Annotated in this window: 21 protein-coding genes and 1 other RNA gene; 12 read left to right on the forward strand and 10 right to left on the reverse strand. The window is 59.0% G+C overall.

Annotation, left to right across the window (positions count from 1 at the left end):
* Positions 1-23: 23 nt before the first annotated feature.
* Positions 24-659 carry an MOSC domain-containing protein gene (locus NYR50_RS13160; RefSeq protein ID WP_162688011.1) on the forward strand — a complete coding sequence of 212 codons (636 nt, stop codon included), beginning with the start codon at positions 24-26 and terminating at the stop codon, positions 657-659.
* Between the two features lie 60 nt (positions 660-719).
* On the opposite strand, the gene NYR50_RS13165 is transcribed toward NYR50_RS13160, so the two are convergent.
* From NYR50_RS13165 to ffs, 3 genes are all read right to left on the reverse strand, one after another.
* A complete protein-coding gene (locus NYR50_RS13165) occupies positions 720-1,043 on the reverse strand; it encodes a YbaB/EbfC family nucleoid-associated protein (protein ID WP_006309920.1) in 324 nt (107 codons plus the stop codon).
* Between the two features lie 24 nt (positions 1,044-1,067).
* A complete protein-coding gene (locus tag NYR50_RS13170) occupies positions 1,068-2,942 on the reverse strand; it encodes a DNA polymerase III subunit gamma/tau (protein ID WP_418136233.1) in 1,875 nt (624 codons plus the stop codon).
* A gap of 79 nt (positions 2,943-3,021) precedes the next feature.
* Positions 3,022-3,118, reverse strand: an RNA gene (gene ffs / locus NYR50_RS13175) — signal recognition particle sRNA small type.
* A 65-nt stretch (positions 3,119-3,183) separates the two neighbouring features.
* Here ffs and NYR50_RS13180 point away from each other — a divergent pair.
* Together NYR50_RS13180 and nudC are read left to right on the forward strand one after the other, a co-directional pair.
* Positions 3,184-3,612 carry an HIT domain-containing protein gene (locus NYR50_RS13180; protein WP_006309922.1) on the forward strand — a complete coding sequence of 143 codons (429 nt, stop codon included), beginning with the start codon at positions 3,184-3,186 and terminating at the stop codon, positions 3,610-3,612.
* A gap of 2 nt (positions 3,613-3,614) precedes the next feature.
* On the forward strand, positions 3,615-4,574 hold the full coding sequence (nudC, locus tag NYR50_RS13185; RefSeq protein WP_418137304.1) for an NAD(+) diphosphatase: 960 nt from the start codon (positions 3,615-3,617) through the stop codon (positions 4,572-4,574).
* A gap of 15 nt (positions 4,575-4,589) precedes the next feature.
* On the opposite strand, the gene NYR50_RS13190 is transcribed toward nudC, so the two are convergent.
* Both NYR50_RS13190 and NYR50_RS13195 read right to left on the reverse strand, forming a co-directional pair.
* A complete protein-coding gene (locus NYR50_RS13190; protein ID WP_174006283.1) occupies positions 4,590-5,453 on the reverse strand; it encodes a prephenate dehydratase in 864 nt (287 codons plus the stop codon).
* Between the two features lie 11 nt (positions 5,454-5,464).
* Complete coding sequence (locus NYR50_RS13195; protein ID WP_418136234.1) at positions 5,465-6,220, reverse strand: 3-deoxy-manno-octulosonate cytidylyltransferase; 756 nt, start codon at positions 6,218-6,220, stop codon at positions 5,465-5,467.
* Between the two features lie 150 nt (positions 6,221-6,370).
* Here NYR50_RS13195 and NYR50_RS13200 point away from each other — a divergent pair, with 150 nt between their 5' ends.
* Positions 6,371-6,949 (forward strand): c-type cytochrome, encoded by a 579-nt coding sequence (locus NYR50_RS13200; protein WP_418136235.1) that lies wholly within the window; start codon positions 6,371-6,373, stop codon positions 6,947-6,949.
* A 95-nt stretch (positions 6,950-7,044) separates the two neighbouring features.
* Here NYR50_RS13200 and NYR50_RS13205 read toward each other — a convergent pair whose 3' ends face one another.
* From NYR50_RS13205 to NYR50_RS13215, 3 genes are all read right to left on the reverse strand, one after another.
* Positions 7,045-7,770 (reverse strand): sugar transferase, encoded by a 726-nt coding sequence (locus NYR50_RS13205; protein ID WP_236776929.1) that lies wholly within the window; start codon positions 7,768-7,770, stop codon positions 7,045-7,047.
* Positions 7,771-8,058: 288 nt separating this feature from the next.
* Positions 8,059-10,353, reverse strand: a complete 2,295-nt coding sequence (locus NYR50_RS13210) for a transglycosylase domain-containing protein (RefSeq protein ID WP_418136236.1) — start codon at positions 10,351-10,353, stop codon at positions 8,059-8,061.
* A 118-nt stretch (positions 10,354-10,471) separates the two neighbouring features.
* On the reverse strand, positions 10,472-10,930 hold the full coding sequence (locus tag NYR50_RS13215) for a YbaK/EbsC family protein (RefSeq protein ID WP_418136237.1): 459 nt from the start codon (positions 10,928-10,930) through the stop codon (positions 10,472-10,474).
* A gap of 483 nt (positions 10,931-11,413) precedes the next feature.
* Between NYR50_RS13215 and NYR50_RS13220 the strand changes: the two genes are divergently transcribed.
* Positions 11,414-11,623, forward strand: a complete 210-nt coding sequence (locus NYR50_RS13220; RefSeq protein WP_418136238.1) for a cold-shock protein — start codon at positions 11,414-11,416, stop codon at positions 11,621-11,623.
* A gap of 409 nt (positions 11,624-12,032) precedes the next feature.
* Here NYR50_RS13220 and NYR50_RS13225 read toward each other — a convergent pair whose 3' ends face one another.
* Complete coding sequence (locus NYR50_RS13225) at positions 12,033-13,424, reverse strand: dipeptidase (protein ID WP_418136239.1); 1,392 nt, start codon at positions 13,422-13,424, stop codon at positions 12,033-12,035.
* Between the two features lie 162 nt (positions 13,425-13,586).
* Entirely contained in the window at positions 13,587-14,021 is a 435-nt protein-coding gene (locus NYR50_RS13230) for a MarR family winged helix-turn-helix transcriptional regulator (protein ID WP_418136240.1), read from the reverse strand.
* A 415-nt stretch (positions 14,022-14,436) separates the two neighbouring features.
* Here NYR50_RS13230 and polA point away from each other — a divergent pair, with 415 nt between their 5' ends.
* From polA to NYR50_RS13265, 7 genes are all read left to right on the forward strand, one after another.
* A complete protein-coding gene (gene polA / locus NYR50_RS13235; protein WP_418136241.1) occupies positions 14,437-17,433 on the forward strand; it encodes a DNA polymerase I in 2,997 nt (998 codons plus the stop codon).
* Between the two features lie 76 nt (positions 17,434-17,509).
* Complete coding sequence (locus NYR50_RS13240; protein ID WP_418136242.1) at positions 17,510-18,229, forward strand: DUF1868 domain-containing protein; 720 nt, start codon at positions 17,510-17,512, stop codon at positions 18,227-18,229.
* A 193-nt stretch (positions 18,230-18,422) separates the two neighbouring features.
* On the forward strand, positions 18,423-18,608 hold the full coding sequence (rpmF, locus tag NYR50_RS13245; protein ID WP_003507205.1) for a 50S ribosomal protein L32: 186 nt from the start codon (positions 18,423-18,425) through the stop codon (positions 18,606-18,608).
* Positions 18,609-18,793: 185 nt separating this feature from the next.
* Positions 18,794-20,596: a sensor histidine kinase gene (locus NYR50_RS13250; RefSeq protein WP_418137305.1), complete on the forward strand. Its 1,803-nt coding sequence runs from the start codon at positions 18,794-18,796 to the stop codon at positions 20,594-20,596.
* Positions 20,593-21,939, forward strand: coding sequence for a sigma-54-dependent transcriptional regulator (locus tag NYR50_RS13255; RefSeq protein WP_418136243.1), 1,347 nt, complete (start codon positions 20,593-20,595; stop codon positions 21,937-21,939). Before NYR50_RS13250 ends, NYR50_RS13255 begins: the two co-directional genes overlap by 4 nt.
* Positions 21,940-22,138: 199 nt before the next feature.
* Positions 22,139-23,122, forward strand: a complete 984-nt coding sequence (locus NYR50_RS13260) for a tripartite tricarboxylate transporter substrate-binding protein (RefSeq protein ID WP_174006316.1) — start codon at positions 22,139-22,141, stop codon at positions 23,120-23,122.
* Between the two features lie 99 nt (positions 23,123-23,221).
* Positions 23,222-23,683, forward strand: a complete 462-nt coding sequence (locus NYR50_RS13265; protein ID WP_418136244.1) for a tripartite tricarboxylate transporter TctB family protein — start codon at positions 23,222-23,224, stop codon at positions 23,681-23,683.

Here is a 23,683-nt window from a genome sequence, read left to right on the forward strand (position 1 = left end):
GCATAAATCGGGAAACGGGAATCATGAAGCTTGAAGGGCAGTCGATGAAAATCAGGGCGGTGTGTCGGGGCGAGGCAAAAAGCCTGCCGGGAAAGACGACGAAGACGGGCATCTTCAAACATGCCGTGAACGGCCCGGTCATGGTCGACGCGGAAGGCATTGTCAGCGATGCCGTCTGCAATCGCAAACACCATGGTGGGCCGGATCAGGCGATTTACGTGATGGGCTCGGTCGATCTCGACTTCTGGTCCAGCACCCTGGGTTTTACGGTCGAACCCGGATTTTTCGGCGAGAACCTCGTGCTTGACGGTGTCGACAGCGCGAAACTGCATGTGGGCGACAGGTTTACGGCCAACGACATCGTGCTGGAGGTGACCGCTGCCCGCATCCCCTGCGCCACGCTGTCGGCCCGCATCGGCGATCCCAATTTTGCCCCGCGTTTCCGGCGGGCGGGCCAGCCGGGTTTTTATTGCCGGGTGCTGAAAGGTGGAATGTTTGCGGCCGGTGAGGAGGTGATGTTCGAACCTTATCCGGGAACGAAACTGCCGATACCGACTATCCTGCAGCGCTTCCGTCCCATGCAACTCAACGAGGCCGAACGCGTGGCCTATCTTGAAACACCGCTCGCAAGCCGGTTCCGTGCGATGCTGGAATCTTAAGGCCGTGTCCTGAGATGAGGATGGCGAATGCTCAACGCCATCCTCTTCAGTTGGAATATCTCAGAAAGGCAGCTTCATGCCGGGCGGTAGCGGCAGACCTGCGGTCAGGTCAGCCATCTTTTCCTGGGCCTGCGCTTCACCCTTTTCCTTGGCGTCCTTGTGGGCCGCAACGATCAGATCCTCGAGGATTTCGACCTCGTCTTCCTTGAAGAGCGAAGGATCGATTTTCAGGCCGCGCATTTCGCCCTTGCCGTTCAAAATGACGGTTACGAGACCGCCACCGGCCCGGCCTTCGATTTCGAGGGCGGCAATTTCCTGCTGCACCTTCTCCATCTTGGACTGCATTTCCTTGACCTTGCCCATCATACCCATGATGTCGCGCATGTGCCAATCTCCTGTTCTTCTTGTTTAAAACTCGATGTCGTCGCCGGGAAGGATGTCGCCTTCGCTCGATTCGGCAACTGATGGCGGGGTGATATCCTCCGCCTCATCCTGTATCGCCGCGCGAATACGCACGTCGGTGATTTTTGCGCCGGGAAACTGCGCCAGTATCGCGGCAACATCAGGATCCTGACGCGCATCGACCAGGCGGGCATCGCGGGCATTGCCTTCCGCCTCGACCAAGGTCGGCTCGCCCTGTTCCTTGCTGAGGCTGACGATCCAGTGGATACCGGTCCATTCCTTCAGCTTGACGCCAAGCTCACCGGGCAGCGAGCCGGGGGCGCCTTCGCCGAGGCGCATATCAAGGCGGCCGGGCTCCAGCCGCACCAGCCGCACGAAGTTGCGCACCTTCGCCCGCATCACGGGATCACGGTTTTTCTGGCAGAGATCGGCAATATCCTGCAGCGAATTGACGGGAACCTTCGGCTCCGGCCGTTCTTCGGTTTTCGGGGCGGCTACCTGCATCTCCTGCGGCCGGCTATCTGGAACGGCGCGCAGCATGGTGGAGGGCTGCGGACCGGCTTGCCTCGCGGCGGGAAATTCTGCAGGTCTTGCCGCTGCCACGGTCTGCGCCGACGAATAGGCGCGCGCGCCACCGCCATTGCCGCCGCCGGAAGGTCCGCCATTGGCGTAACCGCCGTCAGCGCTGGAAAGCTCCAACAGGCGCCGCGCCGCATCTTCCGGTGCCGGCAGGTTGGCGGCATGCGAAAGCCGGATCAGCACCATTTCAGCGGCACCCGCCGGGCGCGAAGCGTTTTCCGTTTCCGGAATGCCCTTCAGCAGCATTTGCCAGATGCGTGACAGTGCCGTCACCGCGATGGTTTCGGCAAACTCCGCGCCGCGCGTGCGCTCGATTTCGGAAAGCGAGGGGTCTTCCGCTGCGTCGGGAACGTATTTCATGCGGGTGACGAGATGGGTGAAATCGGCGAGGTCGTTCAAAACGACAACCGGGTTTGCGCCAGCCTCATATTGTCCGTTGAATTCCGAAAGGGCAGCCGCCACATCGCCTTTGACGACGTGCTGGAAGAGATCGACAATGCGCGCACGGTCGGCAAGGCCGAGCATGCCGCGCACCGCCTCGGCCTCCACACGGCCGCCGCCATGGGCAATCGCCTGATCGAGCAGGGAAAGACCGTCACGGGCGGAACCCTCGGCTGCACGGGCGATCATCGACAGTGCCTGCGGCTCAGCCTCAAAACCTTCCTTGCCGGCAATGGAGGTGAACAGGCCGACAAGATCGGCGGCGCTGATGCGGCGCAGGTCGAAACGCTGGCAGCGCGACAGAACGGTAATCGGCACCTTGCGGATTTCGGTGGTCGCGAAGATGAATTTCACATGCTCCGGCGGCTCTTCCAGGGTCTTCAGAAGACCGTTGAAAGCCTGCGTCGACAGCATGTGCACTTCGTCGATGATATAGACCTTGTAGCGCGCGGAGACCGGGCGATAGCGCACCTGCTCGATGATCTCACGAATATCGTCGATGCCGGTATGGGAGGCGGCGTCCATCTCGATGACGTCGACATGCCGGCCTTCCATGATCGCCTGGCAATGTTCGCCGGGAATACGAAGGTCGATGGTCGGTTTGTCGATGGTGTCGGTCTTGCAATTCAATGCACGCGCGAGGATGCGCGCCGTGGTCGTCTTACCCACGCCGCGAACGCCGGTCAGCATATAGGCCTGCGCGATGCGTCCGGTCTCAAACGCGTTGGTCAGCGTTCGAACCATCGGCTCCTGACCGACCATCAGATCGGAGAAATCCTTCGGGCGATATTTGCGCGCCAGTACCCGGTAGCCGGTCCCGACCTGGGATTCGCTTGATTTGGGGGGTACGGTATCGCTCATTGCCTCGCCAGTTTGTTTTGCCAGTTGTCTCGGGGCGCGGAACTGGCCCGGCGAAAGCTGAGCACGTCTTTTAAAAAAGGTGGGAGGCTGGCACGGCGACCCGTGCCTGGCTCGTTAGGGCTGCTTCCTTCCGGACCTGACCCGGTTGGCGAGTGGCTCGTCCACCACCAACCTCCCGGGGCCACATATCGGCAATATCGACAGCAAATGCAAGCCAAGCCTTCAAAAAACTGCTATCACGATGAAAACAAACATGGAGGACACCTTGGAGACATTCCGGCTGGACGAGAGACTGGCGCGCGACAGCGTCCTGGTGACACGATTAGGTCTTTGCGAGCTTCGCTTGCAGAATGACAATCGCTGGCCCTGGCTGGTGCTGGTGCCGCAAAGAGACGGCGTTAGCGAATTGTTCGATCTCACCCCGCTCGATCAGGCTGTGTTGACATTCGAGACCAATCTCGTCGCATCCGCCTTGAAGGAAATCACCGGAGCCACCAAGATAAATGTCGGTGCCTTGGGCAATATCGTCCGGCAGCTGCATGTCCATATTATCGCCCGCAATGAAGGCGACACCTGCTGGCCCGGTCCCATCTGGGGGCACGGAACGGCGGTGCCTTATGCGGCGGGCGAGAAGGAAAGTTTGATGAAAAAAATCTCCGGCGCGCTCTGATGATGTCAATGAAAATTTTTGAAACCACTGCCCCCCATCCCGAAGCAAGCCTGCTGACGGCCTTTTCCAAAAATGCTCTCGACCGTTTCGCTGAAAAGCGGACGGAGGAATGTGTTGCCGAGGCTCTGAAAGTTGATGGCACTCATATTTTTGCCTTTTCGGGCAACCGGCTTGTTCTGAAACATGACGAGCAGGTCATCGATCCCCTGTTTTCCGCCTATGAGCTGGCCGAGTTGCAGCCGGATTTCGACAATGCTGTGCTGCTCGGATATCGCGAAACCGGCGAACCGAGGATCGCCGTGCCGGTTGCGGTGGCAGAAGACCAGCTGGCGAGCCACTACAAGCTGGCCGATGTCCGCACGCTTTATCGCGATCATCTGCTCGACGAGGAATTGCTGAGCGAGGTCGCCCAGGCCGTCAGCCTCACCCACTGGAATGCCGATAACCGCTTCTGCGGGAAGTGCGGCGGGACCATGGAGTTGCGGATCGGTGGCTACAAACGCATCTGCGCCGCCTGCAACCACACCATTTTTCCGCGGACCGATCCGGTCGTCATCATGATGACGATCGATATCGAGCGTGATCTCTGCCTGCTCGGTCGCGGCACGCATTTTGCGCCGGGCATGTATTCCTGCCTTGCTGGTTTCGTGGAGCCGGGCGAGACGATCGAACAGGCTGTGCGCCGGGAAACGCATGAGGAAGCCGGCGTCGAAATCGGCCGGGTGCGGTATCACGCCTCCCAGCCCTGGCCGATGCCGCATACGCTGATGATAGGCTGTTACGCCGAGGCACGTTCTTTTGAAATTGCGCGCGACGAGATCGAGCTTGAGGATTGCCGCTGGTTCACCAGGGAAGACGTGGCCAAGATGCTGGAGGCCCCGGCGGGCGAAGGTTTTTCAGCCCCGCCGATCGGCGCCATCGCGCATCGGCTGATGCGCGACTGGGTGGAATGGCCCAAGTGAGGGGTTGCGGCAGGCTCAGCTCTGGTTGAGCTTGCCGCGCATCGCATGGCCCTTGTAGACGCCGAGAATGCGGACTTTTTCCGAGAAAAAGCGCAGCTCGTCCAGCGCATGCCGCACCGGTTCGTCATCGGGGTGGCCTTCAATATCAGCATAAAACTGCGTCGCCACGAATTTGCCGCCGAGCTGGTAGCTTTCGAGCTTCGTCATGTTGATGCCGTTGGTGGCAAAACCGCCCATGGCCTTGTAGAGCGCGGCCGGAATGTTGCGAACATTGAAGACAAAAGTCGTGACGACGATTTCGTCGCTCGACTGACGCTTGGCCCAGTTTTCATCGCGGGAGAGCACAACGAAGCGCGTAACGTTGTTTTCCGAATCCTCGACATTTTCAGCCAGAATATCGAGACCGTAGAGATCTGCGGCAAGGCGCGGCGCGAGAGCCGCCATGCTGCGGTCACCCATTTCGGAAACCAGCCTTGCGGAGCCCGCCGTGTCGCCGGCGATGACCGGCTTCCAGCCGTTCGAACGGATGATTTTGCGGCACTGGCCCAGTGCATGGATATGGCTGTGGACGGTGCGGATCTCATCCTTCGACACGCCCGGTACCACCATCAGCTGGAAACGGATCGGCATGAAATATTCGCCGATGATGTGCAGGCGTGATTCGGGCAGCAGGTGATGAATATCGGCAACGCGGCCGGCCAGCGTGTTTTCAATCGGGATCATGCCGAGATCGGCTTCGCCATTTTCGATGGCGTTGAAGGCATCCTCGAATGTCGGGCATGGCAATGGCTCCATATCCGGAAACATGTCACGGCAGGCCATGTCGGAATTCGCGCCGAACTCGCCCTGAAAGGCAATGCGATTTGTAATCAAATTCATGGGACTGTCCCTTAGAGGGTTCTGCTTGCAAGAATCTTGCGGGCTTTTTCGAGATCGTGCGGCGTGTCGACGCCAAGCGGAACGGATCGGACGATTTCCGCATCGATGCGCATGCCTGCTTCCAGCGCACGCAGCTGCTCCAGCCGCTCGCGCAATTCCAGAGGCGAGGGCGGCAGGCGCACGAATGTTTCGAGTGCGGCGCGGCGATAGGTGTAAAGCCCGATGTGATGATAAAGCGGCCCATCGCCATAAGGCGCGGTGGTGCGGGTGAAATAAAGGGCGCGCAATCGTGTCTCTGAAAGCGGGCTGCCAACGACTTTCACGACGTTAGGATTGGTTTTTTCCTCTTCATCGGTGATTTCGACCGTCAGCGTCGCAATATCGACGGCAGCATTCTCAAGCGGGCGCAATGATGCACGAATGGTTTCCGCCTCGATAGTCGGCAGATCGCCCTGAACGTTGATGACGTATTCCGCCTTGCCATAGGGGTCGGCCTTTTGCAGCGCCTCGAAAATGCGGTCCGAGCCGGACTGGTGGTCGTCGCGTGTCATCATCACGTCAAAACCGGCATTTTGAACGGCTGCAAATACCTGCTCGTCATCGACTGCGACAACGATTCGCTCCGCACCGGCCTCGCGTGCGCGCAACGCCACCTGCACGATCATTGGCTTGCCGCCAATATCCGCGAGCGGCTTGCCTGGAAGGCGTGTGGATGCCATCCGGGCCGGTATAAGGACCACCGCTTTCTCGAAATCCCGATTCTTCATCCGACACCCTTCAAATCCCGCCCGAAAAGTGTCAAAACGTCACGGAGTGGGGACCATCATTCAAGTTGCGCAGGCTGTGCAAAAGCCATAGCTTTCGAGTAATTTCAAGATGCCCGGTTATATGGAGCGGATGCGAGGGAGCGCATATAGATGAATTCTTATGTTAATATGGGCGTTGGGGCGTTGCTCGGCACGGTTTTCGTCCTGATGTCGGTGTCGATTGCGTCTGAGGGCATTTTTCATGCGCCTGCGCCCGAAAAGGAAGGTTACACCATCGTTGCGGCAGAAAGCGGCGGCGGTGAAGCCGGTGGCGGTGAAGCCGCTGCAGCCGCGACGCCGATCGCAAAATTGCTTGCGAGCGCCGATGCCGCCAAGGGCGAGACGGTCTTCAAGAAGTGTACGAGCTGTCACACCGGAGAGAGTGGTGGTGCAAACAAGGTCGGCCCCAATCTCTTCGATGTCGTCAACCGGCCGATCGCCAGCCACGAAGGTTTCAGCTACTCCGCTGGGATGAAGGATTTCTCCAAGGGAGCTACCGTGCATTGGGATTACGATCATCTCAACTTCTTCCTCGAAGCCCCCAAGAAACACGTTCCCGGCACGGCCATGGGCTTTGCGGGTGTGAAGAAGGAAACGGAAAGAGCCGACCTCATCGCTTATCTGCGCTCACTTTCTGCAAACCCGGCTCCGCTTCCGGATCCGAATGCGGCTCCCGCACCGATGAACTGATCATCACGATGGTTTCATGATAAAAGCCCGGCATCGCTGCCGGGCTTTTATTTTTGGACGGGTGGATTGCAAATACGGCAATAGCGCCTGAAGAATCAGAAGCCCTTGCCGCCGCGCAATTCGGAAATCACCGTTCCGACCATGATCTTGATGTCGAGCCAGACCGAAAAATTCTCGACATAATAGAGATCGGAGACGATCCGGGCACGAGCCTTGTCGCTACGATCCGTGGGGCCGCGTAGTCCCCGCATCTGGGCGAGGCCGGTAATGCCGGGCCGCATCCGGTGCCGCATGTGATAATGGGGAACCAGCTCCTCATAAAGACGGCCGGCCGCCAGCATGCCAATGGCGTGGCAGCGTGGGCCCACCAGCGACATGTCGCCTTTGAGGACGTTGATCAGCTGCGGCAGTTCGTCGATATTCGTGCGGCGGAGAATGGCGCCGATACGGGTTATCCGCGGGTCGTTCTTCACCGTTTGCGCCACTCCGGTAACATCACCCAGTTCGGCCTGCATCGAGCGAAATTTATAGACGCGGATTTTTCTTCCATTCATGCCCCAGCGGACCTGGGAAAACAGGACCGGGCCTTTGCTGTCGAGCTTTACCAGCAATGCGACGGTCGCCAATACGGGGGCAAGTGCGACAAGGGCGATGGACGCCCCTGCAATGTCGATGGTTCTTTTGAGCGCAAACTGGCCGCGCTGCAATGAAGATGGTTTTTTATCCGATATGGGAGATTGCATTTCCGCCGTTTCAAACGGGACGGCGGGATAGGGAGCGCCGTAAAAAACGGCATGCGATGAGCTTTTAGTACCCAGCATAATATGGAACCCTGAAAAGTTATTTTGAAACAAGAAAATTAATTTATATGAACGATTAATAATTCATTCACCCTAAAAAGTCACCCAAAATGTAGTCGTATTTGCGCAAATGGCAATCTAGGGTTAATCGGCGCGCACGCATATGTTGCGGCGTCGCACCGTCTCCGCTCATGGCTGCGGATGCGAAGGGCAAAGTCTTTGGAAAAGCGGGGTTTTGCGGGAGGGTGAGCGTGTCGCGGCCATCTCGCCATGCGTTATGAAATCCGCTGGCCCGTTACGCGGCGCCGCTTAATTTCCCATCAGAATGTCAAGCAGCGTCGTCTGCTTCGGCCCCGATTGTGCGGGGGCCTGGCCGCCTATGTCGGCGGGTGGCACGGGCCCGTTGCCGGCCTGGTAGCCTGGTTCGATATTGCGGGAGGGTATGCTCGCCGGCGGCATGGCCATGCCCTGCTGGTTGGGTGAAGCCGGCGCATCGGGATAGGCGCGGGTGTCCGTCGTTCCGCCACCCAGCGCATTGGAAATGATGTCGCCGATGGATGAGGGGGCGGCGTCCGGTGCCGGCTGCTGCATGTCCCCGAGCGGCGGTACGCCACCTGCGCCGAGGCCGAAAAGCGGCGAAGGCGAGAGCCCGGAATGGGCAGCGGTCATGAAATCCTTCCATGCCCGTGCCGGCAGTCCGCCGCCGGTGACCTTTTTCATGGAGGTGCCGTCGTCATTGCCGAACCAGACGCCGGTGGTGAGGTTGCTTGTGTAGCCGACAAAAAGGGCGTCGCGGAAGGACTGGGTCGTGCCGGATTTTCCTGCCGCCTGCCAGCCTTGCAGGCGCGCGGCCTTGCCGGTGCCTTCGGTGATGACGCGCGACAACATGCCGTTCATGGTCGCGGCGATCTCTTCGCTCAGCACGCGCGGCGGATTATCGTATTTGTTTTCGTAAAGAACCTTGCCATCGGCATCGGTGATGCGCTTGACGATGTGAGGCGTCGCCTTGTAGCCACCATTCATGAAGGGAGCATAGGAAGCGGTCAGCTCCATCAGCGACACTTCAGAAGTGCCGAGTGCGATGGAGGCATTGTTCTGCAGCTCCGATTCGATGCCCATGCGATGTGCCACCTGCGTCACCCGTTCCGGGCCGACCTCCATCACCAGCTGTGCGGCGATCGTGTTCAGTGAATTGGCAAGCGCGGTGGCGAGCGTGACTTCGCCGCGATATTTCTTTTCGTAGTTTTCCGGTGTCCAGTTTCCGATGCGCACTGGCCCGTCGTTGCGGATCGTGTAGGGGGTAAGCCCCGATTCGAGTGCGGCGACGTAAACGAAAGGCTTGAAGGCAGAGCCCGGTTGCCGTTTTGCCTTTACGGCGCGGTTGAACTGGCTTTGCGCATAATCCGCCCCGCCGACGACGGCCCGGATCGCGCCCGTACCGTCGATGGAAACCAGCGCCGCCTGCGAGGCACCCTGTTTTTTGCCGTCACCCTGCAGCACATGGGTCAGCGCCTTTTCGGCGTCGCGCTCGAGATTGGGGTCGATGGTGGTATCGACAACGATGTCCTGCTTGACCTCGCCAACCAGGCCGCGGACTTCCTCCAGCACCATATCGGCGGCGTAATGTTCGGCACCCGACCAGAACCGCTTCGCCTTGGTCGGCGGCTGCGACATCGCAGTCTTGATTTCGTCATCGGTGATGAAGCCGACATCGCGCATGGATTGCAGCACCACCTGCGCCCGCTCTTCCGCCGCCTGCGGATCGCGCGCCGGCGAAAGGCGTGAAGGCGCTTTGAGAAGCCCGGCCAGCATTGCTGCTTCGCCAAGATTGACGTCACGCGCGGATTTGTTGAAGTAGCGCCGGGAAGCCGCCTCGACGCCATAGGCATTGGAGCCGAAATAGACGCGATTGAGATACATCGCGAGGATCTGGTCCTTGGTGAACTCGTGCTCCAGCCAGAAAGACAGAAGCACTTCCTGCACCTTGCGTTCCAGCGTCCGGTCGGGCGAGAGGAACAGGTTTTTCGCCAGCTGCTGTGTCAGCGTCGAGCCACCCTGCACAGCTCGTCCCGTCAGCACATTCGTTACGATGGCGCGTCCGAGACCCAGCGGATCTACCCCGAAATGCGAATAAAACCGGCGATCCTCGATCGCCATGACCGCCTGTGGAATATAGGGCGACATGTCTTCCAGCGCGAGCGCCTCGCCGCCGGTGGTGCCGCGATTGGCAAGCACGCTGCCATTGACCGAAACGATCTTCACATTCGGCGGTCGTTCGGGAATGGACCAGCTGCTGGCGCTCGGCATGCGCGCACCATAATAAAGGACAAGCCCGGCAACGCCGATACCGCCCCAGATGCCGAGCACGATGCACCAGTAGAAGAGGGAGCGGATGAAGCCCGTCACGCCCCGGCCCGAATTGCGGCTACGCTTTTCTTTCTTCCGGGATTTGGTACGGCCGGATGCCGGCCTCGGTTTCTTGGCTTGCTGTTTTGTGGTTCCGCTGATGCGTTCGCTGGCGTCAAGACGCAGGTCATCACCGGACTCGTGAAAATCCCCGAAGGAAGGTTCTACCCGTTCGCGTGATTTACCCTTGCCTGCCATCCAGCCGAAGTCACTCCTGTTACGCGTCTCTATGCCTGCGCGATCCTTAATCCAGGATGAAGAGTGTAAATGCGGCGATTTAAGGCGGGGTTAAGTCCTTGGCCGGATCAAATCGGCGTCATTGACAGACGTCGACCCATTCCGCTCCCGTCAACTCCACCATGACATCAGGCGAAATCTTCACCGCCGCGTTGGTGGCGCCAGCCGCCGGAACTACCTCGTGATAGTTTTTCAGCGATATGTCGCAAAACACTGGTAGGGCCGAAGGAAGGCCGAAAGGACAGACGCCGCCGATGGGATGGCTGGTCACCGCAACCACCTCTTCCGGCCCGAGCATGCGTGGCTTCGCACCGAAATGATCGCGGAATTTGCGGTTGTCGAGGCGTTTCGTGCCGGTTGTGACGACGAGAAGAATGGTGTCGCCAGCCTTCAGGCAGATGGTCTTGGCGATCTGGTCGGGGTCGACACCATGTGCTTCAGCGGCCAGTGCGACCGTCGCCGAACTGGCTTCCGTTTCAATCACGGTCACTTCGGGCGATTTCTCGATGAAAAAGGCTCTGACGGATTCGATAGACATGCGTATTTATTAGGCGCTACGCGGGCGGGCTTCAAGTCGCCCTGAAATAGCTATGCGTTTTTTGCAATGCTGCGCTGCGATGAAACGTCTGTTTTTTAAGCTGATATCCTGTATCTTCAAATCATCGAAGCGACGCACTCCTCCTCCCAGCGTCGCCCGATTGGACTGACAATACTCCTCCTCCCAATTGTCAGTCAGTTTCAAGAACCCGGCGCACCTCCTCCCGCGCCGGGTTTTTGCGTTTTGGCGATTGCGGTTTTGGCGGTCTGGCTGCCCCCTTACTCGTCTCTCCTCAAGGGCTGTCCTGTTCAAAGAAACTTGACTTTGAGACCCTTCCAACCTACGTACTTCGCCATCGATATTTGTTTGACGACCAGAGCTTCGGCGTCTTTCCAGACGCTCACGACGATCTTTTCCTTCAAATTCGACCCAAGTCCGCACTGCTTGCAGTGCAAATACAATTGCCAACGGAAGGAAATCGTTATGGCGACTGGTACAGTAAAGTGGTTCAACGCAACCAAGGGCTACGGCTTCATTCAGCCGGACGACGGTTCGCAGGACGTATTCGTTCACATCTCCGCTGTTGAGCGTGCTGGTATGACCGCCCTCAACGACGGTCAGAAGCTCTCCTACGAGCTGATGCAGGACCGCCGCTCGGGCAAGATGTCCGCAGGTGAGCTCGTCGCTTCCTGATAAGCGCTTTGTCCTTAAGGGTCATTCGCATGAATGGAAAGGCCGGATTTTTCCGGCCTTTTTCTTTTGAAAGACGTGCCGAACAGGCAGACCTTGAAAAGGCGGGAGTGCATACCAATATAGGGTTCAGCAGTGTTTCGGATGAAAACTGTCAGGCGGGCATTTTGAAAGTGCCGCTGTTATCGTGTTAACCAAAGATTAACCGAAGCAGCCGATCCTGATGGTGAAAGGCAGCGGCCATGAAAATGGACGCGCCCTGGAACATCAGACCGTTGAACGCTTTGACCACGGATGTACTGGCACTGACGAAAAACGGATGGAAAGGTCGGGCTCGCCCGGCCTTTTTGTTTTTGCGATGCGCAAACGGAAAAGAGGAAGCGCCGGATTACCCGGTGCTTCCTCTTTTTTGTCATTTCGCTGCGAGTGCGTCCAGAATGCGGACCCAGGAGCGGATGCCCTTATGGAAGGACTGCAGCTCGTATTTTTCATTCGGCGAATGAATGCGGTCATCAGTCAGGCCGAAGCCGACGAGCAGCGAATCCATGCCCAGCATCTTCTGGAAATCGCCGACGATCGGGATCGAGCCGCCCATGCCGATGACAACGGCGGGTTTTGGCCACTCTTCCGATAGTGCGTTTTTGGCCTTGGTGAGCACGGGCGAGTCGTAAGACAGCTGGATGGCTGGTGATGCGCCATGCTCGTGGAACTCCACGGAGCAATCGGCCGGAATTTTGGATCGCACATAGGCCCGGAAGCTGTCGCGAATGGCCGCGGGGTTCTGCTCGCCGACGAGGCGGAACGACACTTTGGCGGAGGCTTTCGCCGCAATCACGGTCTTGAAGCCATCGCCGGTGTAGCCGCCGATGATGCCGTTGACTTCCGCTGTCGGCCGCGCCCAGGTCTGCTCCAGCACGGAACGGCCCTTTTCACCCGAGGGAACCGAAAGGCCGACTTCACCGAGGAAGGCTTCCGCCGAACGTCCGAGCGTTTCCCAGGATGCTTTGATATTGGCAGGGGTTTCTTCCACACCGTCATAAAAGCCTGCAAGCGTCACGCGGCCCGTCTCGTCATGCAGACCGGCGAGGATATCGGTGAGGATGTGGATCGGATTTGCGGCGGCGCCGCCAAAAAGGCCGGAGTGCAGGTCGCGGTCTGCCGCGGTGATGACGATCTCTTCGCCAACCAGCCCGCGAAGGGCAGCGGCGATGGCGGGCGTATCCCGGTCCCACATGCCGGTATCGCAGACCAGCGCATAATCGGCCTTCAGCTCCTGCGCGTTGGCGTCGAGGAACGGTTTCAGCGAAGGCGAGCCGGATTCCTCTTCACCTTCAAACAGAATGGTGACGCGCACCGGCAGGCCGCCATTGACTGCCTTATAGGCCCGGCAGGCCTCCACGAAGGTCATCAACTGGCCCTTGTCGTCAGCCGTGCCACGTCCGGTGATCACCTTCCGGCCGGCGCCGATATCCTTGATGGCAGGCTCGAACGGATCATTTTCCCAGAGATCAAGCGGATCGACCGGCTGAACGTCATAATGGCCGTAAAAAAGCACATGCGGTGCATCCTTGGCCGCCGCATCGTGATGCGCAACCACCATCGGGTGACCGGCCGTATCGCGCACCGAAGCCGTAAAGCCGAGCGCGGAAAGCGTCCTCACCAGCCAGTCCGCGGCCTTGCGGCATTCTGCCTTATAGGCGGGATCGGTGGAAATCGACGGAATACGCACGAGTTCGAACAACCGCTCCAGGCTGGAAGTCAGATTGTCGTCGGCGTTGGAAAGAATAGGGGAAACGTCTGTCATCGCTGATCCTGTCATGTCTGTCGTGACCCGGCGAAGACCAGATATCCGGGCATCGCACATCGCGGGAAACAAGGGCGGGCGTGCCGTGAATCGGCAAGCGCGTGGCCGCCGGAACGATAGAGTAGTTCACGAAAACTGCGAAGCGGTTTTGGCCCGTTGGGGTTATTTTGCTTTTTTAGCGCTTTCGATCGCCCGGCGCATATATTCCAGCAAAAGCTGTCGCTCAAAGCGCCGGAAATCCGCAAGCAATGTGTCTTCGGTAGCCTCGGAAGCGGCAATGGCATTCGCCTCCAGATCCCGGCCGCGCTGGGTCAGTTCGATGATCTGGGCGCGCCGGTCACTTGGATGGGATTTGCGGACAATCAGCCCGTCACGTTCCATGCGTGACAGCGTATTGGCAAGCGTTGCCTGTTCGACATCGATTCGATCAAGCAATTGCCGCTGCGTCAGGCCTTCTTCATGCCAGAGCTCGATGAGGATGGGAAATTGGCCGGGAGAAAAACCGAGTGCAGCGGCTCTTTTCTGCAGCGACATGGTGAATTCCCGCGCCATCTTCGCGGCGAGATAGATTGCCGATTCATCCCGGGAAAAACCCATTCTTCCGTCCATGCACATCGTCGCCAGCGGAAAGCCGGTCACTTTAATAGCGTGGTATATATCGCACGGTATGTTTAGACCAGCCCAAACAGGGCGCAAAATAAAACCGCCATGGCCGGGAGGGGTCGGCCATGGCGGTCATATTGGAGGACAAAGGCCCGGAGAGGGGGAAAGGCCTTTGTCCGGTCTGACGCGGCGGGGGACGAGCCAGCTATCAGACTACGGCGTGATCAGGCGCCGTCCTCTAAGAAATGTGTGTGCAAATGCGGCTTTTCAAGGGAAGAGCGGATTACAAATCGGTAACGTTGCGGTGAATTTTGTGGGCCTCGTGATCGGCTGCATTACCCGCGCTTTACAGTGTGTTGTGCGAAGTTTCGGTGGACGCCAAAACGGCCCCGCGCTATCCATGCTACCCATGAAAAAAGGCGATCATCTCTTCCTCGTTGACGGCTCCGGTTTCATTTTCCGGGCCTTCCATGCCATCCCGCCGCTGAACCGCAAGTCGGACGGGCTGCCGGTCAACGCCGTCTCCGGCTTCTGCAACATGTTGTGGAAGCTCCTGAAGGATGCGCGCAATACCGATGTCGGCGTCACGCCGACCCATTTCGCTGTCATTTTCGACTATTCGTCAAAAACCTTCCGCAACGAGCTTTACGATCTCTACAAGGCCAATCGCTCTGCGCCGCCGGAAGATCTGGTGCCGCAATTCGGTCTGATCCGCGAGGCGACGCGCGCTTTCAACCTTCCCTGCATCGAGACGGAAGGCTTCGAGGCGGACGATATCATAGCAACCTATGCCCGGCAGGCCGAGGCGATCGGCGCCGATGTCACCATCATCTCGTCCGACAAGGATCTGATGCAGCTCGTCACCGCCAATGTGCATATGTACGACGCCATGAAGGACAAACAGATCGGCGTTCCCGATGTCATCGAAAAATGGGGCGTCGGCCCGGAAAAGATGATCGACCTGCAGGCGATGACCGGCGATTCCACCGACAATGTCCCGGGCATTCCCGGCATCGGGCCGAAGACGGCGGCGCAGCTGCTGGAGGAATATGGCGATCTCGATACGCTTTTGGCGCGGGCAGGCGAAATCAAGCAGCAGAAACGCCGGGAAAACATCATCGCCAATGCGGAGCTTGCCCGCCTTTCCAGACAGCTCGTGGCGCTCAGAACCGATGTGCCGCTGGAGCAGTCTCTCGAGGAACTGGTGCTTGAGCCGCAGAATGGCCCGAAGCTCATTGCCTTCCTGAAGGCCATGGAATTCACGACGCTGACCCGCCGTGTTGCCGAAGCCACTGACAGCGATGCCTCTGCCATCGACCCTGCCAATGTGCCGGTGCAATGGGGCACCGATGCCCATGGTCCCGATCTCGATGCGCCGGCCGCCGCTATGGCTGGCGACGTGTCCGCCGAGGCTAACAATAGGCCGGCTTCGGCTGTAGCTCCCGCAAAAAGGATGATTGGCGAAGGCAGCACGCCCGCCGATCTCGCCACGGCGCGACAGGCGCTTTTTGCCGCCACCAAGATAGATACCACCGCCTATACGACGATCAGGGATCTTGCGACGCTGGATCGCTGGATTGCCGCCGCCCGGGAGACGGGCGTCGTCGCCTTCGATACGGAAACGACCTCGCTCGACCCGATGCAGGCGGAACTCGTCGGTTTTTCGCTGGCCATTGCCGATAATGACAAGGACGCCTCGGGCACGGATATCCGCGCCGCCTATGTCCCTTTGACCCACAAGACCGGCTCAGGTGATGATCTCTTCAGCGATGGCATCAAGCTCGCCGAAGGGCAGGTGCCCTTTGCCGAAGCTCTGGAGCGTCTGAAGGGCCTGCTTGAGGACGATGCTGTCCTCAAGGTCGCGCAGAACCTCAAATACGATTACCTGCTGATGAAACGCCACGGCGTCGTTATGCGCAGCTTCGACGATACGATGCTGATTTCCTATGTTCTCGAAGCCGGCAAGACGACGCATGGCATGGATACGCTTTCCGAACGCTGGCTGGGTCACACGCCGATCGCGTATAAGGACGTGGCGGGATCGGGCAAGTCGAGCATCACCTTCGATTTTGTCGACATCGACAAAGCGACCGCCTATGCGGCTGAAGATGCCGACGTCACCCTGCGGCTGTGGATGGCGCTTAAGCCCCGGCTCGTCTCGGAACGGCTGACCAAGGTTTATGAGCGGCTGGAACGCCCCCTCGTGCCGGTACTGGCGCATATGGAAGAGCGCGGCATCACCGTCGACCGTCAAATCCTGTCGCGCCTTTCCGGCGAACTTGCGCAGAAGGCTGCGAGCTTCGAAGAGGAAATCTACGAGCTGGCGGGCGAGCGTTTCAACATTGGCTCGCCGAAGCAGCTCGGGGATATCCTGTTCGGCAGGATGGGGCTGCCGGGCGGCTCCAAGACCAAGACCGGCCAATGGTCGACATCGGCGCAGGTTCTGGAAGACCTCGCGGCGGAAGGTGCGGAGCTACCGCGCAAGATCGTCGACTGGCGGCAACTGACCAAGCTGAAATCCACCTATACGGATGCGCTGCCCAGCTATATTCATCCCGAGACGAAACGGGTGCACACCTCTTACGCGCTCGCCTCCACCACCACGGGGCGTCTCTCCTCATCGGAGCCGAACCTTCAGAACATCCCGGTCCGCACGGCCGAAGGCCGCAAGATTCGCACGGCCTTCATCTCCACGCCCGGACACAAGCTTCTCTCGGCCGACTACAGCCAGATCGAACTGCGCGTGCTTGCCCATGTCGCCGATATCCCGCAGCTCAGAAACGCCTTCGAAAACGGGATCGACATTCATGCAATGACCGCATCGGAAATGTTCGGCGTGCCGGTGGAAGGCATGCCGTCGGACGTGCGCCGCCGCGCCAAGGCGATCAATTTCGGCATCATCTATGGCATTTCCGCTTTCGGCCTCGCCAACCAGCTCAGCATCGCCCGCTCCGAGGCGGGGGACTATATCAAGAAATATTTTGAGCGGTTTCCCGGCATTCGCGATTACATGGAAGCGACCAAAGCCTTTGCCCGCGAGAACGGTTATGTCGAGACGATTTTCGGCCGCCGCGCCCATTATCCGGAAATCCGCTCTTCCAACCCGTCCGTGAAGGCCTTCAACGAACGCGCGGCCATCAATGCGCCGATCCAGGGCTCGGCGGCCGATATCATCCGCCGCGCCATGATCCGCATCGAGCCGGCGCTGGAGGCGGAAAAGCTCTCCGCCCGCATGCTGTTGCAGGTGCATGACGAACTCATCTTCGAAGTCGAGGAAGCGGAAATCGAAAAGACCCTGCCTGTCGTCGTCTCCGTCATGGAGGATGCGGCCATGCCGGCTATTTCCATGAGAGTGCCGCTGAAAGTGGATGCGCGCGCGGCCGACAATTGGGATGAGGCGCATTGACCGGCCTTTGAGCGGTCGATGTCATTGCCTTGTCGTCTGTGCAGACTAGGGGGAAACATCTCACAAGGAGTTTCCCATGCACGCCCCGCTCGTTTCGAAAGACCTCGACTATATCTCTGCCGCCAACCACGATCAGCCACCACGCCATCTGGGCAGCCGTTTCAGTGCAGAGGGTGAGTTTTTGCCGGAGCCCGGCAATACGGTCGTGTGCCATCTTGTCGAGGGATCGCAGACCGAAAGCGCTATCGTCTCGACCCGTCAGCGTTTCCTTTACATGCCGGAGGCGTCGCAACTCGCCTTCACACCGGTTTCCAGCCTGCATATGACGGTTTTTCAAGGCGTTATCGAGTCGCGCCGGGCTCTGCCCTACTGGCCGCAGACCTTGGCGCTCGATACGCCTATCGACGCGGTGACGGACTATTATCGTGATCGTCTTTCTACTTTTCCGACACTGCCGGCATTCAACATGCGGGTTACGGGTCTGCGCCCGGTCGGACTGGTCATGAAGGGAGCGACTGCTGAGGACGATAGCATCGTGGCTCTTTGGCGCGATACATTCGCCGATTTTTTCGGCTACCGTCATCCCGATCATGACACCTATGAGTTCCATATCACCCTGTCCTACATTGTCAGTTGGTTTGAACCCGAGTGTCTGTCGCGCTGGCAGGCGATGCTCGATGAGGAACTGGAAAAACTGCGCGTCGCAGCGCCCGTTATACAGATGCGCCCGCCGGCTTTTTGTGAATTCAAGGATATGAACCACTTCAAGGAACTTGTCGTTTTCGATAAGAGATGAGGTGTGATTTGCAGCAACCCGATGCGGTTCTGCATATCGATTCCGCTGAATCGGAAAAAGATGCGCGGCAGGGCTGGTCAAAGCCCGTTTGGGCATGTATAAGCGCGCCAAATTTCCGATATCGAGACATCCGACATTCGGCCTTTGGTTCTGGCCGGTTCCGTTGTTTCGCCGCTTAAGTGGAGTAACAAAAATGGCTGTACCAAAAAGAAAAACAAGCCCGTCCAAGCGTGGCATGCGCCGCTCGGCTGACGGTCTCAAGTCTGCAACCTACGTTGAAGACAAGAACTCCGGCGAACTGCGCCGTCCGCACCATATCGATCTGAAGACCGGTATGTATCGCGGCCGTCAGGTTCTGACGCCGAAGGAAAGCGCATAAGCTTTTCCGACATTATCTTTGCAAAAAACCGGTCCTCGTGGCCGGTTTTTTGTTTTCAGGACTGTCCGGCTGCCTTTCCGTTCACTTGGAAAATTCCGCCACTCCTCCTACACTCGTTTAGGGAGTGCGGGTTTGAGACCTGCGGCAGGAGGGGAGTTTCGGTGAAATATCGCTGGATTTTGTTGATGTTTCTCGGCCTCGGTCTCGGTTATGGCGCCGTGACCAGAGGTGGCGGCATCATCGCGGAAAGCTATTTCGGCGAAATGTCCGATCAGGGCCACACGACGCTCCGGCTCGCCGTCTCGGCACTTGGCGGGCTCCTGAGCCGCTATGAGCCGCTTCCCGCGCTGATTGCCGATCACGACGACATCGAGGAACTGGTCGCGCATCCCAAGGATGAAGCCCTGCGCCAGCGTGCCAATGTCTACCTCAAATCCATCAACACCCTGCTGGAATCCTCCGATATCTATATCATCACGCTGGATGGGGAGACGATCGCGGCCAGCAACTACGATGGGCCAACGAGCTTCGTCGGCGAGAATTTCAGTTACCGGCCCTATTTTCAGGATGCCGCCAAGGGCCTCAAGTCCCGCTTTTTCGCGCTCGGCACCACCTCCCACAAGCGCGGTTATTATTTCTCCGCGCCGATTCTGTTCAATGAAGAAATCAAGGGCGTCATCGTCTTCAAGGTCGATATTGAAGGCATAGAGGCGTCATTCGGGGATGGCGAAAACCGTATTCTGGTTTCGGACCCGGAAGGCATCATCTTCATGACCGGCACGCCGCAATGGCTTTATTCCGGCCTGATGCCGCTGACGCCGGAGAGGCTGGCCCGCACCGAAGCCTCCCGTCGTTATGCCAATGCGACCCTCACGGAACTACCGCTTAAAAACGGCAATTTCGGCGCACACCAGCTGATGACGATCGCCCAGAATGATGGTGATAGGGAATATATGGTCCTGTCGCAGCCGATGCAGGATGCCGGCTGGACCGTCAGCGTGCTGATGGATACGGGCTCGCTGCGCACGCAGGTCAAGACCGCGATGATTGCGATCATCCTCTGTCTGTGCCTCGCTGCGGCGCTGATTGCCGCCATGCTGCAGAGACGGCGGCGTCTGCGCGAACGCCTGACCCATCAGGCGGAAGCGCAGGCGGAGCTGGAGCGCCGGGTGGAGGAGCGCACGGCCGATCTGGCACGGGTCAATCAGGAAATCAAACACGAGATCGCCGAGCGACGCCAGACCGAAAAGCAGCTGCGCAAGATGCAGAATGATCTGGTACAGGCGGGCAAGCTGGCGGCACTTGGGCAGATGTCGGCGGCCCTGTCTCACGAATTCAACCAGCCGCTGGCAGCCGCCAAGAACTATGCCGAAAACGCCTCACTTCTGGTGGAGCGCGGGCGTCTGGAAGAGGTGACGGAAAATCTCAGGCGTATTTCCGGCCTGATCGACCGTATGGCGTCGATCAGCAAACATCTCAGAAACTTTGCCCGCAAACCCAACGAGAAAACGGCAGCGGTGGGTCTGGAAACCGTCCTTCGCGATACGCTCGAAATCGTCGGCCCGCGGCTGAAGGCCGCCGATGCAATGCTGGATGTCGATCTTGGCCCGGTGCCGCTTGCGGTGAAAGCTGGTCCGGTGCGCCTGCAGCAGGTCCTCGTCAACATCATCTCCAATGCTGCCGATGCCGTGGAAGGGCGCGAAGATCGCCGCATCTCGCTACAGGCGGTACAGCACGGTCAGGCGGTATCGATTTTCATCCGCGACCATGGTCCCGGCGTGCCGGCGGCGATTTCGGAGCGCATCTTCGATCCGTTCTTCACCACCAAGGGTGTGGGTCGTGGCCTCGGTCTCGGCCTCTCCATCTCCTACAACATCATCAAGGATTTCGGCGGCCAGCTGCGGGTGCGAAACCATGAAGAGGGCGGGGCGGAATTCGAGATCGAATTGCCAGCCGCCACCTGGCGCGTGGAGGTCGCTGCGGAATGACCATGTCGCGGGTTCTGTTGATCGATGACGAGGAGGAACTGCGCTTTTCTACCGCGCAGGCACTGGAACTTTCCGGTTTTGCCGTCACCATGCTGGCTAGCGCCGAACACGCGCTCGAACTGATCGGCTACAGCTTCGATGGCGTCGTGGTCAGCGATATCCGCATGCCCGGCATGGATGGCATGACGCTGCTGCAGAAGGTGCGGGAGCTTGACCCGGAAATACCCGTTATCCTGATGACGGGCCATGGCGATGTGCAGCTTGCCGTCAACGCCATGCGCAACGGCGCTTATGACTTCATCGAGAAACCCTTCACCCCGCAATATCTCGCCGGCATCATCAAGAGGGCAAATGACCGGCGCGCACTGGTACTGGAAAATCGCCGCCTGAAGGCGGTGGCCGGCAAACATGACGATCTCGAAACACGCCTGCCCGGCAGAACCCAGGTCATGGTCGATCTGCGCTATCGCATCCGCGCCATCGGCGCGACAGACGCCGATACGTTGATCGTGGGTGACACTGGCGCCGGCAAGGAGGTGGTGGCGCGGGCGCTGCATGATATCAGCACCAGAGCCAACCGGCCCTTCGTCGCGATCAATTGCGCCGCCCTTCCGCAGACGCTGATCGAAAGCGAACTGTTCGGCCATGAGGCCGGTGCTTTTCCGGGCGCACTGCGCTCCCGTTATGGAAAGTTCGAACATGCCCGCGGCGGCACCATCCTGCTGGATGAGATTGGCTCCATGCCCTTCGAATTGCAGGGGCGCTTCCTGCGCGTCTTGCAGGAGCGGGTGATTACCCGTCTCGGCTCCAATGAAACCGTCGAACTCGATGTCCGCTTCATCGCCACCAGCAAGGTCGATCTGGAGCAGGAAGTCGCGGCTGGCCGGTTCCGCGCTGACCTTCTTTATCGCCTGAATGTGGCGACGCTTCTCGTGCCTTCGCTTTCGCAGCGGAGTGCGGACATACCGCTGCTCTTCCTGCATCTGGTGCGGGAAGCCGCTGCCCGTTACGGGCGGGAAGATATGGACGTGCCGCAGCATCTGCTTTCCGCTGTTTCGCTGCGGGAATGGCCGGGCAACGTGCGGGAATTGCGCAATGCCGCGGATCGTTTCGTGCTCGGTCTGGAAAGCGATGTGTCTGAGGCGTCGCTGGCGTTTCATGATGACGGCACCTCGACGCTGGCGCCACGGGTTGCCGCTTATGAAAAAAGCCTGATCGCGCATGCCATCGCCGCACATGGTGGAAATTTGAAATCCGTCTATGAGAGCCTCGGCATTTCACGCAAAACGCTTTACGAAAAAATGCAGAAATACGGGTTGCATCGGCACATGACTGAGGTCTGATGGGTGGTTTTCCACCCATGGAAGAAGCCCTATGGGTTGAAATCCACCCATTGCCATTCCACGACAGCGATAAAAGTGAACCTTGCGATGAGAGCACCGTTGCTGAACGGCGATCCCCGACCGCAAATATCGTCACCCCGGCCGCCATGGAGGAGCATGCGCGGCTGAAGTGGCGATCATTTTCATCCGGGAGGAATCGATGAAAATACTGAACACAGTTACCGGCCTTGCTGCCGCCGCTGCCGTTTCCCTTTTTGCGCTGTCCGCATCCGCTCAGAACTATCCCGAGCGTAATATCACTATGGTCGTGCCCTTTGCCGCCGGCGGCCCGACGGACACGGTCGCGCGCCTTGTCGCAGAATCCATGTCGAAGGATCTTGGCCAACAGATCATCGTCGAAAATGTCGGCGGCGCGGGCGGCACGCTCGGAGCAGGTCGCGTGGCATCGGCTGATCCGGACGGTTATACCGTCCTTCTGCATCACATCGGCATGGCCACCAGCGCCACGCTTTATCGCAAGCTCGCTTACGACACGACGAATGCATTCGAATATGTCGGTCTCGTCACCGAAGTGCCCATGACCATCCTGTCGCGCAAGAACCTCGAGACCACGGACCTCAAGGGCTTGATCGACTACGCCAAGGCGAACAAGGATAAAGTCACCGTCGCCAATGCTGGCATCGGCGCCGCCTCGCATCTGTGCGGCATGCTGTTCATGAGCGCCATCGAGACGCCGCTCGTCACAGTCCCTTACAAAGGCACAGGCCCGGCTATGACCGACCTGCTCGGCGGCCAGGTCGATATTATGTGCGACCAGACCACCAACACCACCAAGCAGATCCAGGGCGGAACCGTGAAAGCCTATGCCGTAACGACGGCCAAGCGGCTCGACGTCCTGCCGGATGTGCCGACGGTTGTCGAAGCGGGCTTGCCGAAGCTTGAGGTGGGTATCTGGCACGGTATCTACACGCCGAAGGGTACGCCTGCCGAAATCAACGAGAAGCTCTCCAAGTCGCTGCAGGTGGCGCTGAAGGACAAGAATGTCGCGGCCCGTTTTGCCGAACTCGGCACCACGCCCTCGTCGGAGAGCGATGCGACGCCGGCGGCGCTCAAGGCCAAGCTTGAAAGCGAAATTGCTCGCTGGAAGCCGGTCATCGAGTCCGCCGGCCAATATGCCGACTGATGAACGCGGAACGACCGGCGGTCTTTCGCCGCCGGTCTCCAGCGATCATTTCAACAGGCTGACCGGTGTTATGCCGGCCGTGATGGAGGGGCATCTTTCATGAAGTCTTTATTTAATGACCCTGCCGAGGCAATTTGCGGGGCAATTTTCATGGGGCTCGGCGTCTTTTTCGCCTTGCAGTCCTATGGGCTGGAAATCGGAACCGCCTTTCGTATGGGCCCCGGCTATTTCCCGATCGTTCTGGCAATCATCCTGATCGTGCTCGGCGGCATCATATTCCTGCGGTCGGCCCGCCCGGCCGGTGAGGGGATCGGAGCAATCGCCTGGCGCGGCATATTTTTTATTCTGCCAGCGCCGATCTTTTTCGGTTTCACTGTCCGGGGTCTTGGCTTTGTGCCCGCACTGTTTTTCAGCGCGCTCATCGCCTCCTTCGCCTCGCACAAGATGAGCCCGCTCATGGCGGTCATTCTTTCCGCGGCCATCACGGTCTTTTCCGTTGCTGTTTTCAATTATGGTCTCGGCCTGCCGTTCCAGCGCTTTGGCCCCTGGCTTAAATTTTGA

Source organism: Agrobacterium sp. El2ro-1b, assembly GCF_048298475.1.
Classification (GTDB): Bacteria; Pseudomonadota; Alphaproteobacteria; order Rhizobiales; family Rhizobiaceae; genus Agrobacterium; species Agrobacterium fabrum.

What these genes read in the sequence shown, in the direction of transcription:
- NYR50_RS13190 (WP_174006283.1), bottom strand. Translation starts at nt 5,453, where the DNA reads ATGAATTTGATTACAAATCGCATTGCCTTTCAGGGCGAGTTCGGCGCG.
- NYR50_RS13200 (WP_418136235.1), top strand. Translation starts at nt 6,371, where the DNA reads ATGAATTCTTATGTTAATATGGGCGTTGGGGCGTTGCTCGGCACGGTT.
- NYR50_RS13205 (WP_236776929.1), bottom strand. Translation starts at nt 7,770, where the DNA reads ATGCTGGGTACTAAAAGCTCATCGCATGCCGTTTTTTACGGCGCTCCC.
- nudC (WP_418137304.1), top strand. Translation starts at nt 3,615, where the DNA reads ATGTCAATGAAAATTTTTGAAACCACTGCCCCCCATCCCGAAGCAAGC.
- NYR50_RS13210 (WP_418136236.1), bottom strand. Translation starts at nt 10,353, where the DNA reads ATGGCAGGCAAGGGTAAATCACGCGAACGGGTAGAACCTTCCTTCGGG.
- NYR50_RS13250 (WP_418137305.1), top strand. Translation starts at nt 18,794, where the DNA reads ATGTTTCTCGGCCTCGGTCTCGGTTATGGCGCCGTGACCAGAGGTGGC.
- NYR50_RS13230 (WP_418136240.1), bottom strand. Translation starts at nt 14,021, where the DNA reads ATGGGTTTTTCCCGGGATGAATCGGCAATCTATCTCGCCGCGAAGATG.
- NYR50_RS13215 (WP_418136237.1), bottom strand. Translation starts at nt 10,930, where the DNA reads ATGTCTATCGAATCCGTCAGAGCCTTTTTCATCGAGAAATCGCCCGAA.
- NYR50_RS13165 (WP_006309920.1), bottom strand. Translation starts at nt 1,043, where the DNA reads ATGCGCGACATCATGGGTATGATGGGCAAGGTCAAGGAAATGCAGTCC.
- NYR50_RS13195 (WP_418136234.1), bottom strand. Translation starts at nt 6,220, where the DNA reads ATGAAGAATCGGGATTTCGAGAAAGCGGTGGTCCTTATACCGGCCCGG.
- NYR50_RS13220 (WP_418136238.1), top strand. Translation starts at nt 11,414, where the DNA reads ATGGCGACTGGTACAGTAAAGTGGTTCAACGCAACCAAGGGCTACGGC.
- NYR50_RS13265 (WP_418136244.1), top strand. Translation starts at nt 23,222, where the DNA reads ATGAAGTCTTTATTTAATGACCCTGCCGAGGCAATTTGCGGGGCAATT.
- NYR50_RS13170 (WP_418136233.1), bottom strand. Translation starts at nt 2,942, where the DNA reads ATGAGCGATACCGTACCCCCCAAATCAAGCGAATCCCAGGTCGGGACC.
- NYR50_RS13240 (WP_418136242.1), top strand. Translation starts at nt 17,510, where the DNA reads ATGCACGCCCCGCTCGTTTCGAAAGACCTCGACTATATCTCTGCCGCC.
- NYR50_RS13160 (WP_162688011.1), top strand. Translation starts at nt 24, where the DNA reads ATGAAGCTTGAAGGGCAGTCGATGAAAATCAGGGCGGTGTGTCGGGGC.
- NYR50_RS13225 (WP_418136239.1), bottom strand. Translation starts at nt 13,424, where the DNA reads ATGACAGACGTTTCCCCTATTCTTTCCAACGCCGACGACAATCTGACT.
- NYR50_RS13180 (WP_006309922.1), top strand. Translation starts at nt 3,184, where the DNA reads ATGAAAACAAACATGGAGGACACCTTGGAGACATTCCGGCTGGACGAG.
- NYR50_RS13260 (WP_174006316.1), top strand. Translation starts at nt 22,139, where the DNA reads ATGAAAATACTGAACACAGTTACCGGCCTTGCTGCCGCCGCTGCCGTT.
- rpmF (WP_003507205.1), top strand. Translation starts at nt 18,423, where the DNA reads ATGGCTGTACCAAAAAGAAAAACAAGCCCGTCCAAGCGTGGCATGCGC.
- NYR50_RS13255 (WP_418136243.1), top strand. Translation starts at nt 20,593, where the DNA reads ATGACCATGTCGCGGGTTCTGTTGATCGATGACGAGGAGGAACTGCGC.
- polA (WP_418136241.1), top strand. Translation starts at nt 14,437, where the DNA reads ATGAAAAAAGGCGATCATCTCTTCCTCGTTGACGGCTCCGGTTTCATT.